25 protein-coding genes are annotated in these 22897 nt (G+C 46.1%); 14 read left to right on the forward strand and 11 right to left on the reverse strand.

The window, feature by feature from the left end; translation table 11 throughout:
* Window positions 1-100 precede the first annotated feature (100 nt).
* From QUB37_RS10315 to QUB37_RS29840, 7 genes are all read right to left on the reverse strand, one after another.
* On the reverse strand, window positions 101-979 hold the full coding sequence (locus QUB37_RS10315; RefSeq protein ID WP_333161564.1) for a hypothetical protein: 879 nt from the start codon (window positions 977-979) through the stop codon (window positions 101-103).
* A gap of 86 nt (window positions 980-1065) precedes the next feature.
* Window positions 1066-1503 carry an NINE protein gene (locus tag QUB37_RS10320; protein WP_333161566.1) on the reverse strand — a complete coding sequence of 146 codons (438 nt, stop codon included), beginning with the start codon at window positions 1501-1503 and terminating at the stop codon, window positions 1066-1068.
* Between the two features lie 11 nt (window positions 1504-1514).
* On the reverse strand, window positions 1515-1736 hold the full coding sequence (locus tag QUB37_RS10325) for a DUF433 domain-containing protein (protein WP_333161568.1): 222 nt from the start codon (window positions 1734-1736) through the stop codon (window positions 1515-1517).
* Window positions 1737-1849: 113 nt separating this feature from the next.
* Window positions 1850-2089, reverse strand: coding sequence for a DUF4926 domain-containing protein (locus tag QUB37_RS10330; RefSeq protein WP_333161570.1), 240 nt, complete (start codon window positions 2087-2089; stop codon window positions 1850-1852).
* Window positions 2090-2099: 10 nt separating this feature from the next.
* Window positions 2100-2435, reverse strand: coding sequence for a DUF6883 domain-containing protein (locus QUB37_RS10335; RefSeq protein WP_333161572.1), 336 nt, complete (start codon window positions 2433-2435; stop codon window positions 2100-2102).
* A 54-nt stretch (window positions 2436-2489) separates the two neighbouring features.
* The gene (locus tag QUB37_RS10340; protein ID WP_333161573.1) at window positions 2490-2735 is read right to left on the reverse strand and encodes a DUF433 domain-containing protein; all 246 of its coding nucleotides are present in this window, start codon (window positions 2733-2735) and stop codon (window positions 2490-2492) included.
* Window positions 2736-3244: 509 nt separating this feature from the next.
* Window positions 3245-3427, reverse strand: a complete 183-nt coding sequence (locus tag QUB37_RS29840; protein WP_445300018.1) for a GNAT family N-acetyltransferase — start codon at window positions 3425-3427, stop codon at window positions 3245-3247.
* 45 nt (window positions 3428-3472) lie between these two features.
* Between QUB37_RS29840 and QUB37_RS10345 the strand changes: the two genes are divergently transcribed.
* Window positions 3473-4243: a CPBP family intramembrane glutamic endopeptidase gene (locus QUB37_RS10345; protein WP_333161576.1), complete on the forward strand. Its 771-nt coding sequence runs from the start codon at window positions 3473-3475 to the stop codon at window positions 4241-4243.
* Between the two features lie 15 nt (window positions 4244-4258).
* Window positions 4259-4798 carry a DUF1349 domain-containing protein gene (locus QUB37_RS10350; RefSeq protein WP_333161578.1) on the forward strand — a complete coding sequence of 180 codons (540 nt, stop codon included), beginning with the start codon at window positions 4259-4261 and terminating at the stop codon, window positions 4796-4798.
* Window positions 4799-4949: 151 nt separating this feature from the next.
* Here QUB37_RS10350 and psaK read toward each other — a convergent pair whose 3' ends face one another.
* Window positions 4950-5228 (reverse strand): photosystem I reaction center subunit PsaK, encoded by a 279-nt coding sequence (psaK, locus tag QUB37_RS10355; RefSeq protein ID WP_190742373.1) that lies wholly within the window; start codon window positions 5226-5228, stop codon window positions 4950-4952.
* Between the two features lie 299 nt (window positions 5229-5527).
* Entirely contained in the window at window positions 5528-5740 is a 213-nt protein-coding gene (locus tag QUB37_RS10360; protein ID WP_006634547.1) for a chlorophyll a/b-binding protein, read from the reverse strand.
* A 381-nt stretch (window positions 5741-6121) separates the two neighbouring features.
* On the opposite strand from QUB37_RS10360, the gene hflX reads away from it, so the two are divergent.
* The 8 genes from hflX to QUB37_RS10400 all read left to right on the forward strand — a co-directional run bounded on the left by hflX (window position 6122) and on the right by QUB37_RS10400 (window position 17595).
* Window positions 6122-7912, forward strand: a complete 1791-nt coding sequence (hflX, locus tag QUB37_RS10365) for a GTPase HflX (protein ID WP_333161771.1) — start codon at window positions 6122-6124, stop codon at window positions 7910-7912.
* 475 nt (window positions 7913-8387) lie between these two features.
* A complete protein-coding gene (locus tag QUB37_RS10370) occupies window positions 8388-8726 on the forward strand; it encodes a PEP-CTERM sorting domain-containing protein (RefSeq protein ID WP_333161582.1) in 339 nt (112 codons plus the stop codon).
* A 496-nt stretch (window positions 8727-9222) separates the two neighbouring features.
* Window positions 9223-9486, forward strand: coding sequence for a glutaredoxin 3 (gene grxC, locus QUB37_RS10375; protein WP_333161584.1), 264 nt, complete (start codon window positions 9223-9225; stop codon window positions 9484-9486).
* 67 nt (window positions 9487-9553) lie between these two features.
* A complete protein-coding gene (gene gshB, locus QUB37_RS10380; RefSeq protein WP_333161586.1) occupies window positions 9554-10513 on the forward strand; it encodes a glutathione synthase in 960 nt (319 codons plus the stop codon).
* A 138-nt stretch (window positions 10514-10651) separates the two neighbouring features.
* On the forward strand, window positions 10652-11791 hold the full coding sequence (locus QUB37_RS10385; protein ID WP_333161588.1) for a Gfo/Idh/MocA family oxidoreductase: 1140 nt from the start codon (window positions 10652-10654) through the stop codon (window positions 11789-11791).
* Window positions 11792-11899: 108 nt separating this feature from the next.
* A complete protein-coding gene (locus QUB37_RS10390) occupies window positions 11900-13738 on the forward strand; it encodes a CHAT domain-containing protein (protein WP_333161590.1) in 1839 nt (612 codons plus the stop codon).
* Between the two features lie 166 nt (window positions 13739-13904).
* The gene (locus tag QUB37_RS10395) at window positions 13905-14486 is read left to right on the forward strand and encodes a hypothetical protein (protein WP_333161592.1); all 582 of its coding nucleotides are present in this window, start codon (window positions 13905-13907) and stop codon (window positions 14484-14486) included.
* A gap of 607 nt (window positions 14487-15093) precedes the next feature.
* Window positions 15094-17595 carry a glycosyltransferase family 2 protein gene (locus QUB37_RS10400; RefSeq protein ID WP_333161594.1) on the forward strand — a complete coding sequence of 834 codons (2502 nt, stop codon included), beginning with the start codon at window positions 15094-15096 and terminating at the stop codon, window positions 17593-17595.
* Here the strand turns inward: QUB37_RS10400 and QUB37_RS10405 are convergent.
* Entirely contained in the window at window positions 17592-17846 is a 255-nt protein-coding gene (locus QUB37_RS10405; protein ID WP_333161596.1) for a hypothetical protein, read from the reverse strand. The two genes, QUB37_RS10400 and QUB37_RS10405, sit on opposite strands and share 4 nt — an antisense overlap.
* Window positions 17830-19257, reverse strand: coding sequence for an ABC transporter substrate-binding protein (locus tag QUB37_RS10410; RefSeq protein WP_333161598.1), 1428 nt, complete (start codon window positions 19255-19257; stop codon window positions 17830-17832). Before QUB37_RS10410 ends, QUB37_RS10405 begins: the two co-directional genes overlap by 17 nt.
* 900 nt (window positions 19258-20157) lie before the next feature.
* Here QUB37_RS10410 and QUB37_RS10415 point away from each other — a divergent pair.
* The 4 genes from QUB37_RS10415 (at window position 20158) to QUB37_RS10430 (ending at window position 22896) form a co-directional block, all read left to right on the forward strand.
* Window positions 20158-21072, forward strand: a complete 915-nt coding sequence (locus QUB37_RS10415; RefSeq protein WP_333161600.1) for a heme A synthase — start codon at window positions 20158-20160, stop codon at window positions 21070-21072.
* Window positions 21073-21205: 133 nt separating this feature from the next.
* The gene (locus QUB37_RS10420; RefSeq protein WP_333161773.1) at window positions 21206-22183 is read left to right on the forward strand and encodes a heme o synthase; all 978 of its coding nucleotides are present in this window, start codon (window positions 21206-21208) and stop codon (window positions 22181-22183) included.
* A gap of 79 nt (window positions 22184-22262) precedes the next feature.
* Complete coding sequence (locus QUB37_RS10425; RefSeq protein WP_333141274.1) at window positions 22263-22496, forward strand: hypothetical protein; 234 nt, start codon at window positions 22263-22265, stop codon at window positions 22494-22496.
* 64 nt (window positions 22497-22560) lie between these two features.
* Complete coding sequence (locus tag QUB37_RS10430) at window positions 22561-22896, forward strand: DUF6883 domain-containing protein (protein ID WP_333161602.1); 336 nt, start codon at window positions 22561-22563, stop codon at window positions 22894-22896.
* Window position 22897: the final 1 nt, after the last annotated feature.

Consider the following 22897-nt stretch of genomic DNA (forward strand, 5'->3'; position numbering starts at 1 on the left):
TACCCAACTCCGATTTAGCGCCCTAACGGCAAAATGCAGCGGCGGCAGATAGCATCCAACATAGCACAAGCGGTATTCAACAGTCCGCTGCCATAAAGTGTTAACTGGCTTCTGGCTGGCCAAACCTTTCGTTACAAGCTCTAACAAGTGCTTGATGTGCATCGTGTGCTTCTGTTCCCATAGCATTTAGTTCATCTATTTTCTCCCAACGAGGATCTTCATCCTTAAATTTATAGGATTCCATAGAAAGACACTCACGATCTTCCGATCTCCAAGTCTTTGACCATAGTTCATTTTTGAACGAGGTAAGTTTTTGAATGAAGTCTTTTCGCTTACCTTCAAGAGTAGGGTCTATAAATTCATGGAGCGCATCGTTCCATTCTTGGGTTAAACGGTCAATCTCTTCTAACCATTTGCTAGGAAATGAGTCTCCGACATCATACTCACGAAGAAAGTAGATCATGTCGCTGTTGTAAGGGAACTGCTCTACAAACTTTGCAAATAGTAATCGATCGGAGCGTATCGATGAACTCGTAGCAGGAGGCGAGAATAGAATACCGCTGTCTGCCATTACCTCCAGTGCATAAGCAAGCTTGCTGCTAAGCTCACCAGAAACCTTTTTGCGAGTCTCCTTATCTGCATGAGGATCGAGAGTATAAGTGATTGGCCAACGACGAGGAGCAAGATTGAATGGCATATTATCTTTGGGGCTTCCAAAGGCGTCATTCATTACTAGGATTAGCCGCTCATCCCCAAGCGAGCGCAGTGCAAAACCAAGTTCAATAAGAACATTGGCATTCGCACAAAGTCTGCCTTTAGTAGACTCTGAAGTAAAAGACACATCAGCTACAAAAGCAGAACTTATTTCGATCTTTGAAAAGATCGTATGTACAATGTCGGGCAGGCCTGGTGTTCCTTTTGTATCGTGATCTACTTCTGGTCGTTCCTCAAGTTCTAATTTTCGTTGAATGACCTTCATTGCCTCCTTCAGAGCATCTCGAATGAAGTAGTGGTTAACGCACTCAGGATGTTCACTTTGCCATGAATAGAAAACTGAGATTACCATTAAAGCTCTATCGTTCCGAAAGGGCCCTGCATCTTTTTGATTTTATTCTCAAATTCTTTATCTGTTATCGAAAGATAGCGAACACCCATAATCAAGCCAGCAATTAGAGGAATGTAAGTCCAAGACAATAGTACACTGACTAACCCCCATCCCCAAGCTCCAAGATAGAAAAAATGTACTCCCAAACCACCTAGCAATAAAGCCAAGATACCAGTTGTTGTTCGAGATTTTATAGTTTGATTTGAAACTGCGGCACTGGGATCTTCATAAATCGAAGTAGCACGATTGCCATCCACATCAAAATCAACTTTAACTCCCTGAGTAGGGGTATTGCTCAAGTTCCAGTCTGAACCCACAAAGTTATATCTTTTTCCATCGTCGCCTGAAATGAATCCCTGATTTGCCTGAATCGAGAAACTAAGAACTGTGCCTCGCATATAAATACCTCTTACTTGTCGAGTTTTTGGACTGCATACATCAGCGCAGCTTTGAGATCGTCAAGTCCCAAGTCTGGCAATTCTTCGATAATTTGCTCAAAACTCAAACCTGCAGCCAACAACTCTAGGATATCGATGACTCGAATCCGCATTCCCCGGATGCAGGGACGACCGCCACACTGTCTTGGGTTCACTGTGATTCTGTCAAACAGATAAGCAACGGATGCTGGCATTGTTTGAAACCTTTGTCTCTAGCTTACCTCATTTATTGCTCGAAATTCACACCGCGATATAATTCTGCGATCGCCACTTCCAGCTCAATACTCTGTAAAGTATGATTTGCAGGCTAGGCATAGGCAGGAAGTGGCTCATAAACGAGTTGCATGAGTTTTTCGGAGGGAATGGTTTCCATTGCATAGGTATTACCTTGAGCATCGGCAAAATCTACTAGATAAGCGCGATCTTCAAAGCTCATGAGAATAGTGCCAACTTGTCCCGGTCGGAGCAAAATTGGCTGAGAGGTTGCTTTATGGATTGCGTGAATTTCTTCGGTCAAGGCAACAACATCATACTCGTGTAACGTCATCACAGTATCCTCACTTATTGACAGGATAGGTATTAGTTAGCCGGGGAAAGTCTTCATCGGTGCGAATCATCCAACATGACAGCACCCAAGAGCTTCCGGTTTCCGTAGTCATGAAAAATTTGATATCATACTGGGTTCCATAGTTGTCTGTTTTATAAATTTCTGCCTCCTGATTGACCGCACATTCTAATAAAGCGACTTCTAAAATAGCTTTGTTTTCTAGTGTAATTCCCAATCGATTTCTAAATAGGATGGCTTTATCTTTTCCTTTGGGATGCTGCATATTAAGTGAGTATCGCTCAAGCTTGTCGCCCAGCAGTGCCTTGTCTCCGTTGGGTAGTTTCATCTGTCCAAATGGTTAAATCACTGGGTGGAAAGTTTTCATTTGCTAGAAACCCCATTAACTTGCCTCAGCAAAGAGTAAAGGTGTGTAAAATACGTCTTCTTTGAGGCACTCAGCCGCGAAAGCAAACACAGCTTGTAGAGATTCAGCATTAAGCGTTGGGTAGTTTTCTAGAATTTGTTGGTGCGTCCAACCTTCTGAAAATAGCCCTAGAACGAACTCCACTGATATTCGTGTCCCCTTAATTATAGGCTTGCCAAGCAGAATTTTAGGATTTGAGTGAATGTGTGCTTTCCAGTTCATAACCAGTTCGCCTCTCTATGGTTTTCATCTATTATGAGTATAGTTAAGATTATAAAATTTATGACCACAGCAGTATCTATTGACATTGGTACGCTCATTACACGCACTCCCGGACTGCATGGTGGATGTCCCCACATCGTCGGTAAAGGCGTTACAGTTCGCCGGATCGTAACCTGATACAAGCGAGGATCGAATGCTGAAGAGATTTGCGATCGCATCCGACATCTCACCCTCGCCCAAGTCTACGCGGCACTCACCTACTATCATGCCAACACCCAAGAAATTGAAACTTATTTGCTCCATCAAGCAGCAGAAGCCAAGCGTCTTGAAGCTTGGCACAGCAACTTTGGTAAATATGGAATGCTAAAATAATAAATAATACATCGCCCAGAAAAAATATACTAGATAAGCACTATCCTCAAACTGGGAAAGAGAAACTGATTTTTACCGGATAAATTTAGGGGGTTTAGGAGGAATATCGGCAATGAAGTAAAGTTTGGCAACAAAACTCAACACTTGTGCTTCTTGAGTAAACCGTAAAGCTCGAGTTCTTCAAACTGCCCTCGGTGAAAAACACGCTGTTTTTGGCTACCTTCCTGCGTCATTCCCAGCTTTTGTAGCACCTTAGCCGAGGCTATATTCCGCCTGAGACAAATTGCATAAATGCGATCGAGCTTTAATGTTTCAAATATTCAAGACTGATTTAGTGTAATTGATTCGTTTTTTTCTCAAAAATTATGTCTGCTAACACTGCAAAAAATCATTACTTCCGATTGGCATTGTTCTGGGCGTTTCTGGGTAGTTTGGGAAGCTTGGCGGTGTTCCCTTATGCCCTGTCTCTCAATCCCGCAGTAAGTCAATTGCCTGCACCGCTACCTGTTTTGGCGATCGCCTCCGCCCTGCAAACCGGAATTTTTCTAATTCTCTTTTGTTGGATTGGGCTTCGCCTCGGTAACTCGATCGGACTTGATACGCCCATAGCTCGTGCTTTGGTATATCGACAGCCTTTCGCGCCAATATCTAAATCTGCCCTTAACACGGCGCTAATTGTAGGCTGCATCGGTGGAATCGTCCTGATTGGATTGAGTTTAGCTTTCCAACCTTGGATGCCGCCAATGGCAACTCCAACAACGCTAGAAATTGCTCTCTGGAAACGCATATTAGCTTCCTTCTACGGAGGCATCACCGAAGAACTCTTGCTGCGACTGTTCGGTATGACATTGATGGCGTGGCTACTTTGGAAGATTTTTGAGCGAGACAAACCGCAACCCTCTACATGGATTTTTTGGCTGGCAATTGTGGCGGCGGCGATTCTGTTTGGTGTGGGTCATTTGCCTGCGGCTGCCAATGTCTGGGCATTAACCCCGATCGTCATTCTTCGCACCATTACACTCAATGCCCTCTTAGGAATTCCTTTTGGTTTTCTTTACTGGCGTTGGGGATTAGAATACGCTATGTTATCTCATTTTTTGGCTGATTTGGTACTGCACGGAATTGGAGGCAGTTAGCAGGAGATGCAAACAATGCAATGGTACAACGAACCTTTACAATGGCATGAGGATAACGATGTTGTCCACATTACCGCCGGGGCAAAGACTGACTTTTGGCGGCAAACTCATTACGGATTCATTCGCGATAACGGCAACTTTTACTACCATCAACTGTCAGGCGACTTTACAGCCGAAGTCAAAATTACTGGTAGCTATCGATCGCTCTACGATCAAGCAGGATTGATGATTAGAGAGAGCGAAAATATCTGGCTCAAGTGCGGCATTGAGTTTGTTGAGGGAGTGCAAAACGTGAGTGCGGTTGTGACACGAGACTATTCCGATTGGTCTGTTATGCCGCTTGAAGTGCCGCCTGTTTCCCTGTGGCTGCGGGTCAAGCGCCGAGCTGAAACGGTGGAAGTGCAATACTCGTTGAATGGGTCAGACTATTCAATGATGCGACTGGCATATCTAACTGAGTCACCAATCGTTCAAGTTGGGTTAATGTGTGCGGCTCCCCAAGGTGAAGGCTTTGCAGTCGAATTTGAAGGGTTTAAGCATAGTAAGCTGATCTAATGTCGATGCTAAAAAAACCGATTTCTACGCCATTCCATATATAAAATTAAAATTAGGGGTGAGTGCTTTTCACTTACCCCTGCCATTTTTTTTCCACCTATTAACAAACCAATTGCAGCAAGAAATCGCCACAAAAGAGGCTCAATTGCTACTAGATAGCCTTGTCGATACTCAGTCCCAAAATCGCGAATACTCCCAGCAAGTGACCGGCGCTCATGCAAGCCAGAAATGCCGGTACGCTAACATTGTTGAACAAAGACGGGAAGGGCAAAGGCATTTTCGGCCCGACGTGGGGATACCAAATTCTGCGGCTGAGAACTAGCAATGCTAAGATATTGCAAACAAACATCACCAGAGGCTTTTGCCAATTTCCTGATGCTGTGTCAGTCACTGTCGATGCTACTACTGCCAGTAAATTTGAGTTAATCATTGTTGATGCTCCTATTTTTCATAAACTATTCAGAAATGCTCGATGAGATTTCTTGCCAAAAATACAGCAGGGGCGATCGCCTTTACGTAATAAATATCTGTCGGTATCAATATTCACCGCGCCAGCGACAGCGCCCCCACCCATAATCATCGAATCACAGCAAAAAATCTTTTAATGCCATTCAAAAGTAACGGAAGATACAAAGGGACACAACCATACTCGCTGCCATTTGTAACTTTTAGCCTGTCTGGCACTGGCGGCATTTAGTCACGCTGCCAGACAGGAAAGAGTGCTGCTCATTAGTGAGCAATGTAGGTAGGCAGAAAGTGGAGAATGTCACGTAGAACGCTATATCCAGCAGCATCCCAGAGCAAATAAGCTAAGAAACCGATCATCGCTAAGCGACCGTTCCAAAGTTCTGCTTGCGGGTTGAAGCCAAACAAAAAGGCATTCCGATCTTTGCCGTTGTAAGCATTAGCCGTAGGAGGCAGGTTAGTAGGACGAGTTTCCATGTTTTTACATTCCTTAACAATGTTTCGCTTCTCATGGTAGCGACCTAATTTCTGCTTTGCTATCTGTCTCTAGGCTCAAGATACACACAAGTCTAAAGGAGGATTTTGAAACAAAAAATAAAGTGTTAAGTTTTGTTGCGCGAGATTTTTCAGCCATCGCCTGTATCTGTAAATACTAAATACAACTGCAAGTTGAGGTGGCCGCTGTGAAAGGCTCGATCGCCCCGTAGTGACAAACAACGGCGCTGGTGACTCGACAATACTGAATCCGCGCTCCGCTAGAAGCAAGAAAATTTAGTAAATTTCAACTGAAAAGCCGAACACGATCGCCCTTGAGTTAACTAAAATAAGAGATAAATAGATCGATCGGGAGAAACAGTTATCGAAACCATCTACGGCAATCTTCAAGGTTTAAAGTCCAGCCAGCTCAAGCAACTCGAAAAGCTTTACCACCAGCGACTACCGGGCGATCGCATCACCACTGCAGAATTTGCCCAGCGCGTCGCGGCCATCAGCACGGAAATAGACAAACCAATCTGCACCTACATCAACCGCCGCGGACAAGTAATTCGCGTCGGCGTCGGTACACCCCGCCAAACGCAGATTGCGCCCTTAGAATTGCCTCGCTACGGCGGAGGTCGCCTCAGCGGCATTCGCTGCATCGCCACCCACCTGAAGCCAGAAACCCCAAGCGAAGCAGCCCTCACAGCAATGGCAATTCAGCGCCTGGATGCCCTGGTTTGGCTGACACTGACCGGCGGAGGATTTCAGCGCCGGGGGGGCGGTGCGACTGGTTACATCCAAGAAACTTATCTCGCTCACTTGATACCCCAGGGAGACCAGCCAAATTTTGAGTTTTCTGTTTTGAGCGCTCAGTTAGAACCAGATTCAACTGATAAAATAGAAGAGCCTTCTATTCAAAAGTCACTAATTCAAACACCACACTTTCCCTGGAAAATATCAGAACCGCTGAATTTAGACGAACTCGCCGACCAAGACTTTCTGGATTTGGTGGAAGGGCTCGAAGCAGAGTTTCAAGCAGAGTTTGTCGCTAAGCAGGTCGATGCAGACCAAGACAAAGTGCTGTTGGTAGGTATCATGACTCAGCACATGACTCAGTTGGAGTTTGAGGACGGGCTCGCAGAAATCACCCGACTGGTTGAAAGCGCCGGGGGTCAGGTACTGCAAACAGTGCGCCAAAAACGATCGCGCCCCCATCCGCAGACAGTCGTCGGCGAAGGCAAAGTTCAGGAAATTTCCCTCACCGCTCAGACGATTAGCGCTAACCTCGTGGTATTCGATCGCGACCTGGCCCCCGCACAAATACGGAACTTGGAAACTCAGATAGGTCTTCGCGTTGTCGATCGAACAGAGGTAATTCTCGACATCTTTGCCCAAAGAGCTCGATCGAGCGAGGGTAAATTGCAAGTCGAACTCGCTCAGCTAGAGTACGCCCTGCCCCGGCTCAGAGGTCGCGGTCAGGCAATGTCGAGACAGGGTGGCGGCATCGGTACCAGAGGCCCTGGGGAAACCAAGCTAGAAACCGAACGGCGGACGATCGCCAAACGCATTTCTCGATTGCAGCAAGAAGTAAATCAACTGCTGGCGCACCGCTTTCGGCTGCGACAGAACCGCCATCATCACGATGTACCCTCAGTGGCGATCGTGGGCTACACCAACGCGGGTAAATCGACTCTGCTCAACCTGCTCACAAATTCCGAAGTCTATGCCGCCGACCAGTTATTTGCCACCCTCGACCCCACAACTCGACGGTTGACCATTCCCGGCGTCACCGGGGAACCCCTGTCGATCGTCCTCACAGATACAGTGGGCTTTATTCGCGAACTGCCTCCCGCCTTGATCGACGCTTTTCGGGCGACCCTCGAAGAAGTCACTGACGCCGATGCTTTGCTGCATCTCGTCGATCTCTCCCATCCGGCGTGGCAGAGCCAAATTCGATCGGTCATGAATATTTTGACCGATATGCCCGTAACTCCCGGCCCAGCCCTTGTAGTTTTTAACAAAATCGATGCCGTAGATGGAGAGACTCTCGCCATCGCCCGAGAAGAATTTCCTCAAGCAGTATTTATTTCGGCGGCCAAAGGTTTGGGGATGGAAACTCTCCGCGACAGACTTGCTCAGCTCATTCAATACGTCCTCTACCCTCGGTAAATACTTAAATATTCCTTTTGAGTAGTTGACATCGGGGAATATACGTACATATACTGAGGACAGATATAGTCGAACTATGAGATTATAAAAGAGTAGTCAGATTGTGCATTGCAAAGTACAATACAGCAACTCTATTTTGCGATCGGTTAAATAAATAATTTCCGGAGGCCGCGGTCAAGGTAAAAAGACTCTTTGTTAATGGCTGTAAAGGCTGTTGGTTCAGAGGTGGCAAAAAGATGTTGCTTCACGCTGTGCAAACAACCTGTGCAAAACACGGTACGGGATGTCAAGGTAAAAGAATAATATTATTAAAGTGTTTGGGCACTCACCTCAAGCGCTATACTATCTTTTACAGGCGTCCGCGAGAAAATACATCCATTTATTGTTAGAACTCTAAAATCCTTGCCCGTCGTACAGCGCTAATCTCTAGGACTATTTCTATTTTTTGATTTTACCACTGTTTAACTAAATAGTTATGTGTACGCCACTGGCAAAACTAGCAATTGGACTCTCTGCCATAATGGCAACAGCGTTTTACTATCTAGCTGCCGCCCCTCCGGCAGCAGCAGTAGATGTGTGTGGGCCAGGAAATTATTCTAGTGCCTGTGCCCCCAGCCCGCCATCACCAACCCCCAGCCCGGAACCCGAATCGCCGGCGACCCAGTCGAGTTTGTCCCAAATATACACAGGCACACCTTCGAGAAACTCAACTGCTATTCCTGAACCGGGTACTGCGATCGCAGTCCTACTGACAGGTGCAGGAATGATCTGTTCGTGCAGAAAGCGAAAAAAGCAGGTTGGTCCGCAGCGCTAGGCAGGCTGATGACCAATCTGTTTGCCTTTACTCTGTTTGCCTTTACAATGTCTCCGTTTTTTTGAGCGTGGGTATTTGTTTACTTAAAATTATATAAACAATAAAAAATTGTATAAAAAATAACTTGACACCTCGCTTGTGCGCTGCAAATAGAGCCGGATGTTGAAGGAAGAAAGCGATAGCGACTTCAGTCAGGGTAAAAAAAAGGAACAAGGCAAATGCACTTGCCGGCAAGGGTTTCAGCAATGAATAACCTCCGGTGCAAAAGATAAGGTTGCTATATATTTTAAACATTAAAATATAAAAATTAAAATAAGATTAGTTAAGATCAATCCTTCGGACAGTTTTTTAGAGGCAACCGTAGAATAAGGGTTTCAAGGCTCCAAGGCAAGTTTGCTACCAACGCAAAATCCAGGGTTTCAGCCTAGGAACTAAAAACAGTCCGCACTAGGGTTAAGATTAAAATTAAAAAATATTGTTATTGCCTGAGCGTCCCATGACCCCTAAAGTAGAAATTTACACTTGGAGAACCTGCCCGTTTTGCGTTCGTGCCAAAGCACTGCTGAAGCGAAAAGGGATTGATTTTATAGAGTACGCGATCGACGGAGATGAAGCAGCACGCGCTCAAATGAGCGATCGAGCCAACGGAGGTCGCAGCCTGCCACAAATATTCATTAACGACGAACACATAGGTGGCTGCGACGAAATGCACAAACTCGATGCTCTAGGCCAGCTAGACCCGCTGCTAGCAGCAAAATGAGGCATTCCCTGTCGAATTTTCCGTTAGCCCCAATTTTCCTGCGACCAGTTCTTAATTTTAATTGACAATGAAATTTGCATTCATCATCGATCCCCTCGCGCGACTAATTCCAGGACACGATACCAGCGTAGCGCTGATGGAGGCAGCTCAAGAGTTGGGTCACGAAGTCTGGGCGACTCAAGCCAACGAATTAAGCGTCATCGGCGGCAAAACCTGGGCAACGCTCAGTCGGGTAGCGCTCACCCCAGTAAAAGTGGTAGAGGGACGCTGGGAGGCGGCTGAGGCTTGGTACCAGGTAGAACATCCTACTTTGCAGCCTCTGGAAGCAATGGACGCAGTATTTATGCGGACAGACCCCCCAGTCAACGTTCCTTACCTCTACGCTACTTACCTTTTAGATGGCATCGATCCCACTAAAACTTTGGTAGTTAACAGTCCCAAAGGATTGCGGGCGGCGAATGAAAAAATGTATGCTTTGCAATTTGAGGGAGCGATCCCCGAGACCATTGTTTCTCAAAACAAACAGGTAATTCGGCAATTTGTTGAGAAAAAAGGAGCAGCAGTTCTTAAACCCTTGGGCGGCAAAGCTGGCGAGGGGATTTTGTTCTTGGAAGCGGGCGATCGCAATCTCAACTCCCTGGTCGAAATTAGCACTCAACAAGGGCAAGTTCCTGTGATGGTTCAGACTTATCTGCCGGAAGCCAAAGACGGAGATAAACGGATTATCTTGTTAAACGGCAAGCCCATCGGTGCTATCAACCGTATTCCCACTGGCAATGAATTTCGAGGCAACATGGCCGTCGGCGGCCGAGTCGCAAAAACAGAAATTACCGATCGCGAACTGCAAATTTGTGCTCAGTTAGAACCAGTGCTGCAACGGGACGGACTGTACTTTGTCGGCATTGATATCATTGGCGGTTATCTCACAGAAGTTAATGTCACCAGCCCTACAGGGATCAGAGAAATTGACTTGTTTGACGGCGTTAGTTTGGGCAAAAAAGTAATTGAATGGGTAGTTAGTCATTAGTCAGTGGTCAGTGGTCATTAGTTATGAGTTAGGAGTTATTAGTCATTAATTAGTCGTTATTAGTTATGAGTTATTGGTCGCAGCTAACAACTAACAACAGTCAACAGTCAACAGTCAACAGTCAACAATTATTAAATTATGTCAAAAATTGGCGTTGCAGTAGTCGGTACAGGTTTCGGCCAAAAAGTACACCTTCCCGGATTCCAGGCCCATCACCGGACAGAGGTTGTGGCTGTTTACCACCGGAATTTAGACAAAGCAAAGGCGATCGCCTCTACCCACAATATCCCCTACGCTTGCGACTCGATCGCCGATATAGTAGCGATCCCAGAAGTAGCGGGCGTCAGCATTTCCACACCGCCATTTTTGCATTATGAAATGGCAAAAACCGTTTTGGAAGCAGGCAAGCATTTATTATTAGAAAAACCCACCGCCCTGACAGCAAATGAAGCCAGGGAACTTTACCGATTGGCAAACAACGAACCTCAAACCGATTTTAAAAATGGTGGTTCCAGAGCAATTGCCACAATGGACTTTGAGTTTCGCTTCATCCCCGCATGGCAAATGCTAGCAGAATTATTGGCAGCAGAATATGTGGGAGAAAAGCGTTTAATTAAGATAGATTGGCTGGTGTCGAGCCGCGCTGATGCGAGTCGCCCCTGGAATTGGTACGCGCAAAAAGAGCGAGGCGGCGGAGTTTTGGGCGCAACAGGTTCTCACGTTTTTGATTATATTAGCTGGCTGTTCGGCCCGCCGCAGAGGCTTTCTGGGCAATTAATTACAGGAATTTCGCGGCGGCCAGATCCGAATGATTCGGGAAATTTAAAATTAGTTGATGCAGATGATTCTTGCACCTTGATGTTGGAATTAGCAGGGGGAACTCCTTGTCAAGTTTGTTTGAGTTCGGTTACTTATCAAGGGCGGGGACACTGGGTGGAAATATACGGGAGTAAGGGTACGTTGGTATTGGGAAGCGACAACCAGCAAGATTACGTCCACGGATTTCGCTTGTGGGGTTCCCAAGGTGGAGAACCTTTAGCTGAAATCAAAATTCCTCAAAGATTGGAGTTTCCTCAAGTTTATCCAGACGGGAGGATTGCACCGTTTATTCGAGTAGTAGATAGGTGGGTAGAAGCAATAGATGCGGGCCAATCTTTGATACCGTCCCTCAGAGAAGGGGTTTACTCGCAGTTGTTGATGGATTTGACCCAGGAGTCGAATGCTACGGGAACTTGGGTAGATTTACCTAATATAGATAAATTTTTGGGCACTAAGTAAAAGTAAAAACTCCCAAAGGAATCTCTCGCACTCGATCGCACCCCAAACCCGATAAACTACAAATAGAGAAACTCAATTCAACCCTATATCCAGAGTCGGTAGTTGTGAATGGCGCGCCCTGAAAGTCCTTGCCTCAGTATAGCGATCGCTCGCCTGAGAACCGCTGGGGCAAACCATTTTGCCACTTGGGTTCTACAAGCTCCTTATCCCAGCGGGTACGTTCACCACGACTGTATGTGGCCCGATACCCTCTCCCAATCTTGGAAAGCTTGGCAGGAAATGTTTTCGCCCTCCGGGACAATTCACGAATTGCCCCTAAATCCTGATGGCAGTTTCGTCTCGCCAGAAAACAACCAGAATATACTGGCAGAAACTGAACAACGAAGTCTTCAGTCGCTCGACCTCGCTCCAGCGACGCCCTCTGTGCCGCTCCACCTCGGTCAACGGGGGTGGGGCAACAAAGGGGATCAGCATCCGCCTCGGGCACCGGCAAGCTACAGCAGCCGCCTGATGCAGCATTTGGGGATTAATCTTTGGCAGTGGCTGTTTGAAGGGCCGATTCAGGGTAGTCTCCAGGAAAGTAAAGGTATCGCGATCGGGCAAAATCTACCCCTGCGAGTACGCATAGATTTGCGCGAACCGTATTTAATTGCTTTGCCTTGGGAAATTATGCAGCCTCAAGCAGGTCAACCGGCAATTTCTCTGTCGCAGCAACTGCTGTTCAGCCGCACTACCAGCAATGTTGAACCTTTGCCACCCCTGCAGCCTGCAGAGTCGCTCAACATTTTGCTAGTTTTGGGACAAGCAGAATCCGGCCGCGGTGCTAATTCTCAATTTTCCAACAGTAATAACGGTCATTTGCAGTTGGGAGAAGAAGCACTGGCCTTAGCGGGGATTCTGGAAAGTGCTTTTCAAACCGACGACAGCGGCAAATATTTTGACATCAGCGTTCCGACTCGCGTCGATACTCTGATCGAACCTACTGCGGCGGAACTAATTTCTCGGCTGGAAACGCAAGCTTACAACATTCTTTTCTACGCCGGCCACGGGATACCTGGCCCCGACGGCGGTTTGCTGTTTTTGGGGCCGGAAACGGCGATCAATGGCACTGAACTAGCTCAGGTATTAGTTCGGTGCCGCGTGACTCTGGCGGTGTTTAATGCCTGCTGGGGAGCTCAGCCGGCGGTGGAGATGTGGCACTCAACTAACGGCCAGCAACAGGCGATCGCCCGTAGCAGTTTGGCTGAGGTACTGATCCATCACGGGGTGCCTGCGGTGTTGGGGATGCGGGACTCGATCGCCGATCGCGAGGCCCTGAGTTTTATCCAAACTTTTGCCCAAGCTTTGGCCGGCCGGATGTCGATCGATCGGGCAGTCGCCGTCGCCAGACAGCAGTTACTAACGCTCTACAAGTTCAATCAGCCGGCTTGGACGCTGCCTGTGCTGTATATGCACCCTGAGTTTGACGGTCAGCTAACTGAGCCGGTAGATGACCTCAAAACTGAGTTGCCTTTAAATTCTTCTACTTGGCTGGGACGCTTGCCGTCTTGTGCTTATTTGCGGGGGCGCGATCGACCGAATGCCAAATCCACCGACTCCACCAATCAGGTTTGGCCGATTCGCGCAGGTATGGTTCGAGTCGGACGGTGGGAAGAAAACGACGTAGTGATTCGAGAACAGTGGGTTTCTCAAAAACACGCCGAGATTTTCTGCCGCAACACTATCGGAGATAGCCGGGAAGAACCTAGCTACTTCCTCCGCGATTTTTCTCGCTACGGGACTCTAGTTTTGGGATCTGAGGGATGGCAGAGAGTTCACCACCAAGAATTGCTGCTACGCAGCGGGACTCAGCTAAAATTTGGCAGTTCTCAAGGTCAGATTTTTGAGTTCACTATTGAGGTTCCCAAAACTTCGGGCTACAGTGAGACTGATTGCGGAACGAATTAAGGTGCGTGTGTAGCTAATGAAGGCAAGCGGCGACTGGCACAGCAAAGTTCTGGGCGTTGAGTCTCCAGTCTGAATTTAAAAGAGTTATTTACCACTGATAGCTCCCAACTAGCTCTTGGCACAGTCCCCCTTCTATATTTTCCTTTTCCCCCTGAGGTATTACATCATGGCTACCCACTCTACTGATTCTGAATATTTTCGCGAGTCTCAAACTCAGGCCCAGATGGAACTTCTCGCCACAATTGTTCAGACTGATGTTGCTTACCCCTGGAATCCTGCACAGCTTGAATCCGAATCTTATTTAACTGCCCTAGAGCAGGAATTTGCGCTATCTGATTCATTCAGCGACAGCGATATTGCCCTGAAGTCGCAAGTTTTATTCTCGCAATTAGAACAAGTTTGGCTGACGACTGCTCTGCAAAAGTCTTTGCGCGAGAAATTTGCTCGCGTTCCTCAAGATTTTCTGGCCAGCATCGCTCAAAGCGTGCAAAACGCAACTGTTAAGTATCAATCTTTAGCTGACCAGATGGTAGAGTGCGTCTTAGATATTTTGCCTCAGTGGGCTGAGGAAGATTTGCAGGTGTTGGCACGTCCTTTGGCTTATGCCATGCGAGATGTGGATTCGGAAGGGGGGGAATTGGTCATGGCTACTAAAAGGCCTTGGGCCCAATTGTCGGAAATAGAACAAGCCAGAGTTAGTTTGGCTGTCGCCCGCTATGCCATCTCGCAATTAGAAATTGCTGATTAGTTTTTTGATGGCTAAATTTTTGTGCTGCGATCGCGGTAATTTTTTTAATTAATATAAAATTAATCTACCTTTAGTTAGATGTCAAATTCGTCTAATTATTGAATTCTCTGGATTGCTATAGTTTGATATAGCAATCCTATTTGATTTGTAGAGAAGATAATTTTTTTTGAACTATAGCAAGCGCGCCAGACGGTTATGACTGAGGTGTGGCAGCATTTTCAATAAGCTTTTTATGGGCTGCGTCGCAGAAACGGCCCACAAGAAATATTTTTTATTGTGGAACCAGCCCGAAAGCCTGTTCCTGACATTGCTGCAAGATGTAAATTAGGACGTTCTTAATTGCTGAAATCCTTGCCGAAGATTGCTTCTGACTTCTCTGGTAAATCACTAAACCCTTTTTCCTTCTTCCTTCTGCTATATTTGACCGGGTTTGGACTCGCTAAGCAGTTTGGCAACACCAAGCAAGATGAATTATCATACAAGGGTCAGAATGTTAAAAAATGTAAATAGAGTAATTGGGGTGTGTCGGAATTTTCAACTGAATTAAAAAGTGGACAGCAGGAAACCCTTACTGTTGCATGCACGATCGGGACTTTAAAATTATTTTATGACAACTTCAAGATTTGATTTTCAAGACTTGAAACGCCGCTTTGGGCGGATTTCGCGGGTGCAGACGGCAACGCTAGTCGTGTTGGGGGTGGTTGCTTTCGCAGGTGCGATCGCCGCGGCCTGGTTTGGCAGTGAAGGTACAGTCAGCGGTATTTTTGCCACAATCAACACTTGGCAGCAAAACCCGCCTGTGTGGCTGCAAGTGCCTGCTACGAGCAAGATGTATTTGTTACTGCCGACTTTTATGCTGGTTTCGACCGCTTTAGCTGCAATTAAAATTTCGCCTCAACCGCAGAAATGGTCGCGCGCTGTAGTAGTTGCAATAGTTCTGGCTTTAACCATTCGCTACGTTTTATGGCGATCGCTAGCTACTCTAAATTTAACCGATCCCCTCAACGGTATCTTTAGTTTGGGGCTGTTTTTCCTAGAAATGTTACTGGTTTTCAACACCAGTATTCAAATGTATTTAATGCTGAGAATGAAAGATCGGCGTCAAGAAGCCGATCGCATGGCAGTTGCAGTGGAAGCTGGAAACTTCACCCCGCCCGTAGATATTTTTATCCCAACTTACAACGAACCGACTTTCATTTTACGGCGCAGTGTAATCGGCTGTCAAGCTTTAGATTATGCCAACAAAAAAGTATATTTGCTCGACGATACCAAGCGGCATGAAATCAAGTTGCTAGCAAAAGAACTGGGATGCGAGTATATAACCAGACCCGATAATATTCACGCCAAAGCTGGAAACATCAATCATGCCACAGCCCTAACTAATGGAGAATTAATTGTAGTTTTCGATGCCGATTTTATTCCCACTAAAAACTTTTTAACTCGCACAGTTGGATTTTTTCAAAATCCCGAAATCGCCCTCGTTCAAACACCGCAAAGCTTTTACAACCACGATCCAATATCCCGTAATTTAGGTTTAGAAAATGTGCTCGCGCCGGAAGAAGAAATCTTTTATCGGCAAATTGAAATCATCAAAGACAGCGCCGACAGCGTAGTTTGTTGCGGTACATCTTTTGTAGTGAGGCGAAGTGCTTTAGAAGCAGCGGGAGGCTTGGTCACAGATTCAATCTGCGAAGATTATTTTACCGGAATTCGGCTGTCAGCAACCGGATATCGCTTAGTTTATTTAGATGAAAAATTGAGTGCTGGTTTGGCGGCTGAAAGTATAGAGGCTCATCTAAATCAAAGGCTACGCTGGGCGCGAGGCACGCTTCAGGCATTTTTTATTGATTCCAATCCTTTAACAATTCGCGGTCTCAGATTCGTACAAAGGCTGTCTCATTTGGAAGGATTGTTGCACTGGTTTACCAGTTTAACCAAGGTTTTATATCTGTTGATACCTTTAGCTTATTCATTTTTTGGAATAATTCCTTTGCGGGCAAGTGCGCGGGAATTGCTGTACTTTTTCCTGCCTTACTATTTGGTGCAACTGACTGTGTTTTCTTGGCTGAACCGCCGATCGGGATCGGCTTTGCTTTCGGATATTTATTCGTTCGTCCAGTGTATTCCTTTAGCGGTGACGGTGGTGAGTTCCATGCTGAATCCTTTTGGGAAAGGGTTTCAGGTGACGCCAAAAGGAATGGCGAGCGATCGCTTTAATTTTAACTGGAATTTGGGATGGCCTTTGATTGTCTTGTTCGCAGCTACAGCAGTCAGTTTGTGGCACAATTTGAACATTAATTTAGTTAAAAATGTTGGCACCGTACAGTCAATATCAGAAAGTGCTCATTTGGTAAAAGGAATGAGTTTGGGATGGATTTGGAGCGCTTACAACTTGCTGATGATCGGGATTGCATTACTAATTTTGGTGGATATTCCTAAGCCGGACATTTACGAATGGTTCAATTTACGCAGGGTGGTACAATTAAATATTGGCGGTAAAAGTTTTTGGGGTATAACCACTGTAATTTCCGAAAGTGGCGCTGAAGTTGCTCTGACCCAGTGGCCAAGTTTTGCGGTGAAAAGTAAAGGTAGTAAAGAGAGTTTGAACCCAGCAGAGATTTTGCCAAAATATGCCGTTCAGACAAGTTTATCGCAGGGTAAAATAAAAGCGCTCCCTCGCAGGGCGGCAGTCAAAGCGAGGAACTCGCTTGCGCCCTCTGTTCTTGAGTTGGGTAGTGAGGGTCGTTTGGCCAAAGGTTTGATTGATTGCGATTCGGCGACTCTGAAAATTATGGAAGAGAACTGTTTTATTCCTGTGGCTAAGATTGAGTTGGTGAGCGATAAATCTCAGTTGGAGTCGAGTTTTCGGGATGGAAAAGAGTGCAGTTTTGTAGAATTTCCCACTGTGCGAATTGCGTTCGATCGCCTGAACATTAGCCAGCACCGCTGTTTGATCGAAATGCTTTACTGTCGCCCGGGCCAGTGGCAGCGGCAGGAAACTCCCGGAGAATGGCGATCGCTGTGGCTGTTGTTGAGAATTGCTTTGAAACCGAGGGCTGTTTTTGAGAGGAATAGGGCAGTTAGGCCGATCGGAGTTTCACAACTTTAGATCGAGTTTCCATCGCGGGCGGGTTTCACCAAACCTTTATTGCGCCAACAAACAATCCGATCAAGCAGCCCCCGCCAAGGAGCAATGGTAGAGTTGATAACAACCGCCAAGACGGTTAGGACGTTGTTAATGGCTGACACGATTGATTTTATTGCTTCTTCCTTCTTCCTTCTTCCTTCTTCCTTCTTCCTTCTTCCTTCGGCTATACATAGACAAATGGCCAGAACTTGTTTTTTAATTAATCGGCACAAACTCGTAACCGTAACTGGTGCGATTTCCGGGTTTAACAGTTACTAATTGAACTGCTCGATTGCGATCGCCCGAAGGTAAAAACCGAATCGGGCCGGATGCTCCTTTTGCCGAAAAATCTGACCCCGATAAAGCTTGTTGAATGCCTGTACGAGTCGGATTGCGCCCTAAACCGGCAATTAACGCCTGGGCTGCGTCGTAGGCTAAAGCTGTGCGCCAACTTACTTCAGCATTCCAAAGTTGTTTGGATGTTTGGGGAAAGTTTGACTGCGGATCTGCGAGAATGTGCCAAGGAACTGCCAGCACCATATCTGTTGCTCCCGCGCCACCGATTTGCAGGATTTTAGCAGTATAAACGTCGTCTCCTGCGAGTAACGGCAGCCGTTTGGCGTTTACTTGCACTACTTGCAAAGCTTGGTCGAGCGTGGCGGTATTGGCTGCTAACACAATCACTTCTGCTCCCTGGGCGATCGCGCTTTTAAAGCTATCGGCAGCATTAAAATTACCCTTAGCAAAGTCAAATTCCGATACTACTTGTCCGCCATCTCCGTAAAGAGCAGTAGTGAATTCACTTTTTAAAGATTTGCTATAATTGCTAGCAGAATCGAAAAATACAGCAGCTTTTTTCTTTTGCAATTTTGTCAGCATATAGCGGGAAAGAGCATTAGCCGCAAACCGATCGCTCGGCACTGTCCGAAATATATTGTTGCCAACTCCTGAAAGCTGCACCGACGTACTTGTGGGAGAAATTGCTACTAATTGTTTTTGCTGGTAAATCTTGCTGGCTGCTAGCGTTGCGTCAGAACTAAAATGCCCGATCACTCCTAAAACTTCAGAGTTATTTGCGATCGCGCTGGCAATTTGCGAGGCAATCTCTGGGTTGTTGTCGTCGTTAGCAATTAGCACTTTTAATGGAGTACCGCTAATGCCGCCGCTTTGGTTGATTTCATTTTGAGCTTGAGCGACGCCCCGCAGAATTTCTTGAGCACCGTTGATATCGGCGCCAATGGGAACTGCGGCGGCAATTGTGTAGGATTTTTGAGTTCCGATGCGGGCGTTGTTGAGGTAAATTAGTGCTTCTGGATCGTTGCGATTGGTTTTCAGCGAAGCTTGTAAGTCGGAAATAGCTGCGTTATAGTTGCCAGATGCGATCGCCTGTACTGCTGCTTGTTTGGTTGTTGTGGCTTGCTCTGGAATTAACACTTTTTGTCCAGCACTCAGACGCTGCTCAATTGCCTGCTCTGATTGCGGGGAATTTCCCGTCGGAGACTTGGGAAATGTCTGATTTTGGGGTGATAAACCTCCGAGATTGATGCCGCCTCGGCTTGTCAGCCACCAAATACCTGCACCGGCTAGCCCGATCGTAATTAGGAGGGATAAGATGAGAACAGCAGTTTCATTTTTTTGTGACATAATTTTACATTTTTAGATTTTTGAAATAACGAAGTTATTAGTCATTAGTCATTAGGATACAGTAAAAAACCTTGACAAAAGAGAAAAAGTGATTTTAGCTTGGCGATCCAGAATTGATGTAGGGTGCGTCAGATAGAGTGATTGGATCTATCAATTGATGATCTCGGAGCTGAGGCACCCTGCAAGCCTAAAATCCAGTAGTCACTATTCCCTTATTATATGCGATCGCCCGGATCTGATATAATTCAGTAACATTGGGATAGTCAAAATAGCAATCGCACTCTTTAGTCTGAATGCTTTCAAGGTGGTTCCACCAGAAAAGTGCAGGATTTTTTATAAGTTACCGCATCAAAGATTAGTGAACCCTACCCTGCAAGAGCGCCACTTTCTCCATTCCAAATGTAGTTAAGCAGGCAAGAAATGATAACTGGTGAATTAGATAAAACGCTGAGTGTTGGAACTGAATTATACAATCTGACGTGAGTCAACCTGAGAACTACCTTGAAAAACACCTAGGGGGTAGCTCTTCAGTCCTGTATTTAGTTACAAATTTTTACGTTAAAGTTGGATATATATCATAAACCTTTGAAAAAAAGCTTTTCTTAATTATATCTTTATTTTCTTTCGCGAGTGGGAGTGGGAGGGAGGCTGTAACAGCAAAGGGTTCGGTAAAATAATTAAAGTTTGTTGAAATTTATAAAAATAGCTGCAATACTTTGTAATGTAAAGAGGAAAGTTGAAAAATATCTAAAGACAAACTAATTGGATTGCGATGTCGCTAAGGTAGTATATATGACGGTTTGTCACCGAAAAAGAGTCTTAAGCTCCGCTAAGCTCAGCAAAAGTAAAAGCTCGTTATTTCATTAAGTTCGATCGACAACAAAGGCTAAGGTAAAGTTCATGGCAAACTCAGTTTTAAATCAGCCAAACGCAGCAGCAGGAGTGCAGTGGCAGCCAAAAGATATTATCCGCAGCCTAGTGTGGAAAATTGCGATCGCAACCTGGCTGTTAATGGCTGTAGGCAGCGCCACGCGAGTCATGAATGCGGGGCTCGCTTGCCCCGACTGGCCGCTGTGCTACGGTCAATTAATACCCGCAGCGCAAATGAATTTGCAGGTATTTCTGGAGTGGTTTCACCGATTGGACGCTGCGGCAATTGGCTTGAGCGCGATCGCACTTTTAGGACTATCTTTGTTTTACCGCAGCCGCCTGCCAAAATGGCTGCCGATTGCGAGCGCTGGGGCTGTATTTTTAATCGTTTTTCAAGGCGTATTGGGCGGCTTGACAGTAACACAACTGCTCAGATTTGACATCGTTACGGCTCACTTGGGAACCGCTTTACTGTTTTTTGGCGCCCTGCTAGTCATCGGTTTCATGCTGACTCCCTACGAAGCTACAGGAAATGTCGGCAAATTGGCTTGGGTAAGTTCGATCGCAGCATTGTTAGTTTACCTGCAAAGTTTGCTAGGAGCATTAGTAGGCTCTAGATGGGCACTGCACCAATGTTTGGACTCCTCAGAATTGTGCTCGGTAATGAACAGCCACATCGCCGGTATCGTACCAGCTACAGCAGCGACTTTAGCCGTAGCAGTCATGGCTTGGCGGCAGCCTGCACTGAGTCAAAACTTGCGAAAACTAGCTAATTGGGCGAGTGTTTGCCTCATTGCTCAATTAGTTCTGGGATTAGCAACTTTCCGGCTGCACCTTCAGGTAGAACCGCTGACAGTCGCCCACCAAGCCGTCGGTGCTGCTTTGCTGGGAACCCTGATAGCTTTTAGTGTTTTAGCTTGGCGCGATCGAGTTTTATCAGCTTGAGAGATAAGACTAAAGTAAGAGGCGGCGGGTTTATTAATCCTTGTAGCTACAGCAAATATTTCTCGTAAAACCCGCAACTCCAACCTAATGACTAATGACGAATTCGCAAATAATTACTAACAGCTTACAACCGATGCAAGAAATCCTTACCAACGACAGGCCCCGCCTCCACGAAAACTTTTCGCAAGTCGTGAAAAGTTACTATCAACTAACAAAACCTAGAATTATTTTACTGCTGCTAATCACTACCTCAGCAGGAATGTGGATGGCCGCCAAAGGAGAAGTAGACCCGCTATTGCTGGTATCAACTATTACCGGAGGCGCTTTAGCTTCCGCGTCGGCGAATACGATTAATTGTGTCTACGACAGCGACATCGATTATATTATGGAGCGCACCCGGTGGCGGCCGATTCCTTCCGGGCGTGTCAAGAAGCGTGATGCTTTGATATTTGCGATCGCCCTAGCTACAATATCCTTTACATTGCTGACAGTTGTTGCCAACTTATTAGCGGCATTGCTAGCAATGTCAGGCATCGTTTTCTATGTCCTAATTTACACCCACTGGCTGAAGCGTCACAGCGTGCAAAACATCGTCATCGGCGGTGCAGCAGGGGCGATTCCCCCGCTAGTTGGGTGGGCTGCGGTGACAGGAGATTTGAGTTGGGGTGCGTGGCTGCTGTTTGGGATTATCTTCCTGTGGACACCGCCGCATTTTTGGGCCTTAGCAATGATGATTCGCGATGAATACAAGGAAGTAGGCGTCCCGATGTTACCGGTAATTGAGGGCGACGAAGAGACAGCCCGCCAAATTTGGATTTACACGCTATTGATGATTCCTGCAACTTTGCTGCTAGTTTATCCCCTGCATTTAGCGGGCGCGGTGTATGCGGGAACAGCTATTTTCCTCGGTGCTATTTTTGCCCAAAAAGCTTGGTTGCTGTTGCAGACTCCAGAGGATAAGATTGTTGCGCGATCGCTCTTTAAATACTCTATTCTGTACCTAATGCTCTTGTGCGCCGGAATAGTCGTTGACAGTTTGCCTGTGACTCATAATTTTACTACTGCTGTTGTACAAAATGTGCAAACTTTGATTAGTGCAGTTGTGATGTAGTCTGCTTTTAGATCCCCGGCTTCTTGAAGAAGTCGGGGCTCTGGGTATATTGTAAAATTTAAAGTGGAGGAAAGTTCTGATGGCTGAGAATACTGTGAAAGTAGACATCTCATTTCAATCACTGCTGGAAGCTATTTCGTCACTGGGAATTGCTGAAAGATACAAGATATGGGAATTTTTGGAAGCTGAATTATTCCCGAATGAGGACGATTCTCCAGAAGACATTGCCGAAATTGAAGCGGCCCGTGCTGATTACAAAGCTGGAGATTACACAACTTTCGATCGATATATGGCACAACGGGCAAATTGCTGAGGCAAGTTAATGCGGTTTCTGGCAAATGAAAACTTTCTACCAAGTGACTTAACCATTTCGACAGATGAAACTACCCAACGGAGATAAGGCACTACTTGGTGACAAGCTTGAGCGATACTCACTAAATATGCAGCATCCCAAAGGAAAAGATAAAGCCATCCTATTTAGAAATCGATTGGGAATCACACTAGAAAACAAAGCTATTTTAGAAGTTGTTCTATTAGAATCTGCGGTTACTCAGGAGGCAGAAATTTACAAAACAGACAACTATGGAACCCAGTATGATATCAAATTTTTCATGACCACGGAAACGGGAAGCTCTTGGGTGCTGTCATGTTGGATGATTCGCACCGATGAAGACTTTCCCAGGCTAACTAATACCTATCCTGTCAATAAGTGAG

This window comes from Microcoleus sp. AT3-A2 (assembly GCF_036705685.1).
Classification (GTDB): domain Bacteria; phylum Cyanobacteriota; class Cyanobacteriia; order Cyanobacteriales; family Microcoleaceae; genus Microcoleus.

Coding starts and splice junctions, on each gene's coding strand:
- QUB37_RS10330 (WP_333161570.1), bottom strand. CDS start 2,089: ATGACGTTACACGAGTATGATGTTGTTGCCTTGACCGAAGAAATTCAC.
- QUB37_RS10370 (WP_333161582.1), top strand. CDS start 8,388: ATGTGTACGCCACTGGCAAAACTAGCAATTGGACTCTCTGCCATAATG.
- QUB37_RS10385 (WP_333161588.1), top strand. CDS start 10,652: ATGTCAAAAATTGGCGTTGCAGTAGTCGGTACAGGTTTCGGCCAAAAA.
- QUB37_RS10325 (WP_333161568.1), bottom strand. CDS start 1,736: ATGCCAGCATCCGTTGCTTATCTGTTTGACAGAATCACAGTGAACCCA.
- QUB37_RS10395 (WP_333161592.1), top strand. CDS start 13,905: ATGGCTACCCACTCTACTGATTCTGAATATTTTCGCGAGTCTCAAACT.
- gshB (WP_333161586.1), top strand. CDS start 9,554: ATGAAATTTGCATTCATCATCGATCCCCTCGCGCGACTAATTCCAGGA.
- psaK (WP_190742373.1), bottom strand. CDS start 5,228: ATGATTAACTCAAATTTACTGGCAGTAGTAGCATCGACAGTGACTGAC.
- QUB37_RS10320 (WP_333161566.1), bottom strand. CDS start 1,503: ATGCGAGGCACAGTTCTTAGTTTCTCGATTCAGGCAAATCAGGGATTC.
- QUB37_RS10345 (WP_333161576.1), top strand. CDS start 3,473: ATGTCTGCTAACACTGCAAAAAATCATTACTTCCGATTGGCATTGTTC.
- QUB37_RS10350 (WP_333161578.1), top strand. CDS start 4,259: ATGCAATGGTACAACGAACCTTTACAATGGCATGAGGATAACGATGTT.
- QUB37_RS10400 (WP_333161594.1), top strand. CDS start 15,094: ATGACAACTTCAAGATTTGATTTTCAAGACTTGAAACGCCGCTTTGGG.
- QUB37_RS10390 (WP_333161590.1), top strand. CDS start 11,900: ATGGCGCGCCCTGAAAGTCCTTGCCTCAGTATAGCGATCGCTCGCCTG.
- QUB37_RS10420 (WP_333161773.1), top strand. CDS start 21,206: ATGCAAGAAATCCTTACCAACGACAGGCCCCGCCTCCACGAAAACTTT.
- grxC (WP_333161584.1), top strand. CDS start 9,223: ATGACCCCTAAAGTAGAAATTTACACTTGGAGAACCTGCCCGTTTTGC.
- QUB37_RS10340 (WP_333161573.1), bottom strand. CDS start 2,735: ATGAACTGGAAAGCACACATTCACTCAAATCCTAAAATTCTGCTTGGC.
- QUB37_RS10430 (WP_333161602.1), top strand. CDS start 22,561: ATGAAACTACCCAACGGAGATAAGGCACTACTTGGTGACAAGCTTGAG.
- QUB37_RS10425 (WP_333141274.1), top strand. CDS start 22,263: ATGGCTGAGAATACTGTGAAAGTAGACATCTCATTTCAATCACTGCTG.
- QUB37_RS10315 (WP_333161564.1), bottom strand. CDS start 979: ATGAAGGTCATTCAACGAAAATTAGAACTTGAGGAACGACCAGAAGTA.
- QUB37_RS10335 (WP_333161572.1), bottom strand. CDS start 2,435: ATGAAACTACCCAACGGAGACAAGGCACTGCTGGGCGACAAGCTTGAG.
- QUB37_RS10410 (WP_333161598.1), bottom strand. CDS start 19,257: ATGTCACAAAAAAATGAAACTGCTGTTCTCATCTTATCCCTCCTAATT.
- QUB37_RS10360 (WP_006634547.1), bottom strand. CDS start 5,740: ATGGAAACTCGTCCTACTAACCTGCCTCCTACGGCTAATGCTTACAAC.
- QUB37_RS10415 (WP_333161600.1), top strand. CDS start 20,158: ATGGCAAACTCAGTTTTAAATCAGCCAAACGCAGCAGCAGGAGTGCAG.